The organism is Burkholderia sp. Tr-20390 (genome assembly GCF_017104595.1).
Classification (GTDB): Bacteria; Pseudomonadota; Gammaproteobacteria; order Burkholderiales; family Burkholderiaceae; genus Burkholderia.
In genome coordinates, this window is sequence record NZ_JAAGPC010000312.1 from 1 (window position 1) to 5,744 (window position 5,744).

Consider the following 5,744-nt stretch of genomic DNA (forward strand, 5'->3'; position numbering starts at 1 on the left):
TGCGCGCGGCCGCGGCCGGCGACCCGGCGCGACGAGCCAGATCGCCGATGCGGCGCGCAACCCCTTCCGCGAGCGCGATGCCGAAATCAGCGGGTTCGGGCAGCCGCGCGACGAGGCCGCCGGTAAATTCGAGCGTGTCGTCCTGCGCGTTCACGTTCATGCGCGGCCCCCTTCCATCATCCGGTCGAGCGCGTCGACGAGCGCGCGCTCGGGCCGCCGCGCATGCACGCCGGCCGGCTCGCCGCCGCTGCGCCAGCCGGGCCGTACACCGCGCACGAACAGGTACAGGTAGCCCGCGATATGCGTGTCGTAGTCGTAGTCGGGCAGCCGACCGCGCAGATAGCGGTGCAGTGCGACCGTATAGAGCAGCGCCTGCAGGTGATACGCGTGATCGGCCATCGCGACGTCGAGCGCGCGCGGGCCATAGGCGTCCGGCGTCGTGCCGAGATGGTTCGACTTCCAGTCGACGATCCAGAAGCGGCCGTCGTGTTCGACGATCATGTCGATGAAACCCTTGATGAAACCGGCGAGCATGCCCGCCTCCAGTGCAACGTCCGGGTAGCCGTGCGCGACCAGCAGCCGGCGCAGCGCCATCAGGTCGAGCGCGGGCGCCGGGAACAGGAAACCCATTTCGTCGAGCCGCTTCGCGGGGTCGAGATCGGCGAGCCGCATGCCCGGCACGAGCTCGGTGTGCACGACATCGTCGACCAGCTGCACCATCATCGCCGGCAGGCGCGTTGCCAGCTCGGGCACGGCCTCGACCGGCCGGTCGTGCAGCGCGCCGAGCGCGGCCCTGGGCCACGACTCGGGCTCGGTGAAGCGGCTGAGTTCGAACAGGCGGTGCAGGCACTCGCCGGCCGCCGCGCCGCGCGGGAACACGAGGATATCGTCGTCCGGCGGCTCGGGCGCAACCGGATCGGCCAAGAGCCATTCGCCATCCGGCGCCACCGCGGCCAGTGCGTCGTGATCGGGCCGCAGCTCGTCATCGGGCACGGCCGCGACGCCCGCCTCCTCGCGCGCCATCGACGCGGTCAGCGAACTGAAGCTGGCCATCCGCCACGCATCGCGCAGCACGCGCGTCGCATGGCGCGCCGCGAGCGTCTGCGATGCGTCGTGCCCCGCCGCGAGGCGCTCGGGTCGCACGGGCGCCGGTAGCGGCGCGACGCTCACGGGGCCACCCGCGAGCGCCTGCCACGCCGCATCGAGCGCGGCCTCGTCGGGCGGCTCGTCGAGCCACGCATCGAATGACTGGCCGGCACCCGCGACGAGCCAGTTGAGCACGCTGCGCCGCGATTCACGCGTCGAGCGCGACGACAGGTACGGCCCGGCGACGACGTAGCAGCGATAGACCGCGCGCGTGAGCGCCACGTAGACGAGCCGCGCGCGTTCCGCCGCCTGCTCGCGCAGCGCCTGCCGCGCCGCATGCTCGGCTGCCTCGTCGTCGCACCCGTAATGCAGCACCGCGTCGCCCGCCTCGTCGTGATACTCGCGCGCATCGGGCAATGCGGACGCGGGCGGCTCGCGCAACCCGCCGTCGTTCAGGAACGGACAGAACACGATCGCGTATTCGAGGCCTTTCGACTTGTGCACGGTGACGATCTGCACGAGGTTGCGATCGGATTCGAGCCGCAGCTGCGCTTCCTCGCCGCCGCCGTCGAGCCGTTGCGCGGCGAGCCAGCGCAGCGTCGGCGCGATGCCCGGCTGCGCGGACGCGCGTGCCTGCGTCAGTTCGGCCAGATGGTTGATGTCGGTCACGCGGCGCTCGCCGTCCGCGCCGGCCATCAGGCGCTCGGCAATCCGCAGCTCCCGCGTGAACGTGCGCCACATCACCGCGAAGCCGCGTTCGCGCCACAACAGCCGATACCGCGAGAAGCGCTCGACCCAGCTCATCGCGTCGGCGCTGTCCGCCGCCGAGGCTTCCCGTTGCGCGTCGCCGTCGCCCTGCTCCATCCGCCACAGCGCACCGGCATCGAGGCCGAACCAGTCGGATGCGAGCGCCGCGCGCAGGCGCCGCAGGTCGCCCGGTGCATCGATCGCCGCCAGCACGCGCTCGAGCTGCTCGGCGTCGCCGGTCGAGAACACCGAAGCCTGCGCCAGTTCGACGCTGCCGATGCCCCACGTGGCCAGCACGCGCTTCACGAGACTGCCCTGTCGGTGCGTCTGCACGAGTACCGCGATGTCGCCCGGCGACAGCGGTGTCTCGCCGAGCCGCACGCGCCCTTCGCGCGCGCCGCGCATCAGCCGTGCGATCTCGGCGGCGCAGGCCTGAGCGGCCTGTGCCTGTGCATCACGCTTGAGCAACGTGCCTTCGCCGCCTGGCAACGCCCACACCCGGAAGTCGCCCGCCGGGCCCGGATCGGTTGCGTCGACGAACGGCGCGCGCACGCGCGTGCCGGCGCGCACCGCGTAGTAGTCGAGCCCGTCGAGCACGAACGCGCGCGGATTCGACATGAAAAAGCGGTTGCATGCATCGACGATCGCGGGCGTCGACCGCTGGTTGACCGCGAGCGTGTAGCACGCGCTCGCCCGTGCGCGCGCGGCGAGATAGGTATGCAGATCGGCCGCGCGGAAGCTGTAGATCGCCTGCTTCGGATCGCCGACCAGGAACAGCGGGCCGCCCGGCGCGAAGATCCGGTCGAAGATCGCGAACTGCAGCGGGTCGGTATCCTGGAACTCGTCGATCAGCGCGGCCGGATAGCGCGCGCGCAGTGTCTCGGCGAGCCACGGATGCGCATGCAGCGCGTGGTACAGGTTCGCGAGCAGATCGTCGAACGAGACGACGCGCCGCGTGCGCTTGCGCTCGGCCAGCTCGCCCGGCGCCATGTCGAGCCATTCGGCGATCAGCGCGAGCCAGCGCGCGCGCTGCGCGGCCTCGGCCGCCGCCACGGCCGCTTCGAGCGCGTCGGCCACGTCGAAGAACGCGTGTTCGGGCGTCGCGCCGCCTTTTTTCGTCGCCTTCACGAGCGCGGTGCGCGTGAGCTTCAGCGCGGCCTTCGGCAGCGCAGCCGTCGCGTCGCCCTGCGCGAAATGCGCGGCCCATGCGGCCAGCGCATCGGCCACGGCCTCGGGTTTGTGCGAGCGCTGGTTGAGCGCGGGTTGCGCGGTGCGCAGTAACGTATCGATTGCTTCGCGTTCAGCCGCCCACATCCGCTCGGCCTCGGCGAAGCATTCGGCGGCCGCCGCCTCGGCCGATTCGTCCGGCTCGGTCACACCGTCCCAGCGCAGCGCGGCAAGCGGCTTCTTCAGCCGGCGCGCGAGCTGCGCATCGAGCGCGGCCGGGCCGGCGCCCGATTCGACGAGCCAGATCGCGAAGCCCGGCCAGCGCGCGGCTGCCGGCTCAACGCGTGTGCGCCAGAAATCCGCTGCCAGTTCGAAGCGCAGCGACGCATCGTCGGCCTCCATGTCGAATGCGAACGGCATCGCCGCCGCGAACGGCGCTTCCTGCAGTGCGCGCTGGCAGAACGCATGGATCGTATGGATCGCGGCCTGATCGAACGCGCGCAGCGCACGCCGGATCCGCTTCGCGGCCGTTTCGGGATCGAGCGCGCCGTCTTCGCCGAGCGTGGTTTCCAGCAGACGCTCGATGAACGGATCGCCGCCGTCGTCACCCGTGTCGAGCGCGTGCGCGAGCTGCGCGAGGCGACCGCGAATCCGTTCGTGCAGCTCGGCGGTCGCCGCTTTCGTGAAGGTCACGACGAGGATTTCATCCGCACCGAGATCCTTCTCCAGCAGCAGGCGCACATACAGTGCGCAGATGTTCCAGGTCTTGCCGGTGCCGGCCGACGCCTCGATCTGGTTGACACCGTCGAGCGGGCACGCGAAAACGTCGAGTTCGAGCGCCTGCTGCGGCTGCGACACGGCGCTCATGCGACCTCCTTCAGATGTGCGACGAGCGGATCGAACACGAGCCGCGCGAGCGTGCCGAACGGCTCGTCGAGCGATGCATGTGCGCCGCGCCACGCGATCGCGATGGCAGGATCGTCGGCTTCGCTCACGACCCGTTCGTTGATCCAGACGCTCGCGGCCTTCGCGTCGCCGTCGGACACCCTCGCCCACGCGCTGCGCGGGAAAAACCGCAGCGGCATGCGCCGCCCCGCGCGAAACAGCGCGGCCAGCGGCGCGAGCTGCTCGAGCGGCGCCGCGACGGGTGTCAGCTCGAATGCACCGCCGCTGCCGAACCACAGCGTGCGGCGCGGGCCACCGGGCTCCACCGCGCAGTAGACGAGATGCGCGAGCCACGCGGACAGGTAGTCGCGCGCACTCGGCCGTGCATAGCGATAGATGATCTGCCCGGCCGGCGTGAGCCGGTTCAGCGTGCCGTGCAGGTCGAGCGGCGCGCTCACCGCGTCGCCCGACAGCTGCGCGTCGTCGGCGCCGAACAGCGCCTGTTCGGTGTCCGGCCAGGCCGGCACGACGGTGAGCGTGAACGGCCGCCGCTCCATCCCGTCGGCCAGCGCGCGGCGCACGTTCGACGCAAGTTGCGTCATCGAGCCGAGCGCCTGGTCGCGCCACACGGCGCCGGTCGCGCCGCCCGGCAGTTCGGGGCTCGCGTCCGCAATGCGCAGCGCGTGATCGTGCACGCCGCCCTCGTCCGACTCGATCAGCAACGGCAGCACGCGCTCGGCGAGTGCATCGCTGCCGGCGAAGTCGAGCGCGAACGGCTCGGTGTCGAGCAGTTCGGCCTGCGCGTCGGCGAGCACGATGCCGAGCCGCGCGCGCAGCAGCGCACGCGCGGGATGGCGCCAGAAGCGTTCGAATTCGCTGAATGCGACAGGCTCGACCGGTTCGGCCGGCAGCGGCTGCGCGAAGAACGGCAGCTCGCGCGGCCCGTCGCGCGACGCCTCGGCGGCCAGCAGCGTCGCGAGCGTCGCACGCTCGGCGTCGAAGGAAACGAGTTCGCTGCCGGGCTGGAAATAGGCGGCCGCGAACGGTTGCAGCGGATGCTCGACGACGAATGCACGCCGCGCGGCATCGACCGCGTCCGGCGCCGCGTCGGGCCCGGCCGTGACGAGCGCGAGATGGTCGAGCAGTTCGTCGACGAGTGCCGCGGGCGGCAACGGCGCGTTGTCGCGAATGCTGCGGCCCGTGTAGGCAATCATCAGCCGGTCGCGCGTGGCAAGCAGCAGGTCGAGAAACAGGTTGCGCTCGTCGTCGCGGCGCTGGCGGTCGCCCAGCTTCGGCAACACGGCCATCAGGTCGAATTCGTCGGCGCGCGCGAGGCTCGGCAGCACGCCATCGTCCATCCCGAGCAGGCAGACGACGCGATACGGCAGGCCGCGCAGGCTCGTCAGCGACGAGAACGTGACGCCGCCCCACGGCACGCCGCCGCGCGCCGGATCGTCGAGCGCGGCGGCCAGCCCCGCCCGGACGACGGCCGCCGGCAACGCTTCGTCGGGCGCGCCCTCCGTCATCGCGGCCAGCATCGCGTCGAGCGCGTCGCGCACGCCCGCGAGCGCGTCCGCATACGCGGCGCCCGAATCGAAGAACCGCGCGAGCGTATCGGCGAACAGCTCGCTCCAGCCTTGCGGCGTATGCGATTCGGCCAGCCGCCGCGAGAAGCCGTCGAGATCGTCGGTGAAGCGCGCGAGCCGGCCGAGCAGTTCGGCCTCGCTGCCGGTGGCCGCCTCGATCGGCAGCCACGCGCCGACCGGCGCCGCGCCTTCCGGCATCGCATAACCGAGAAAGAGCCGCGCGAGCGCATCGGAGAACGTATGGCGCGGCGACGGCACGGCTGCATCGTCGCT

At 71.7% G+C, this 5,744-nt stretch carries 1 protein-coding gene and 1 pseudogene; both read right to left on the bottom strand.

Going from position 1 to position 5,744, the window contains the following annotated elements; all coding sequences use genetic code 11:
• Positions 1-156 precede the first annotated feature (156 nt).
• Entirely contained in the window at positions 157-3,867 is a 3,711-nt protein-coding gene (gene recB, locus G3N98_RS37970; protein WP_206150999.1) for an exodeoxyribonuclease V subunit beta, read from the bottom strand.
• Positions 3,864-5,744 (bottom strand): annotated as a pseudogene (locus tag G3N98_RS37975) (exodeoxyribonuclease V subunit gamma); the annotation flags it as partial. The gene recB and the pseudogene G3N98_RS37975, both read right to left, overlap by 4 nt.

What these genes read in the sequence shown, in the direction of transcription:
- recB (WP_206150999.1), bottom strand. Translation starts at nt 3,867, where the DNA reads ATGAGCGCCGTGTCGCAGCCGCAGCAGGCGCTCGAACTCGACGTTTTC.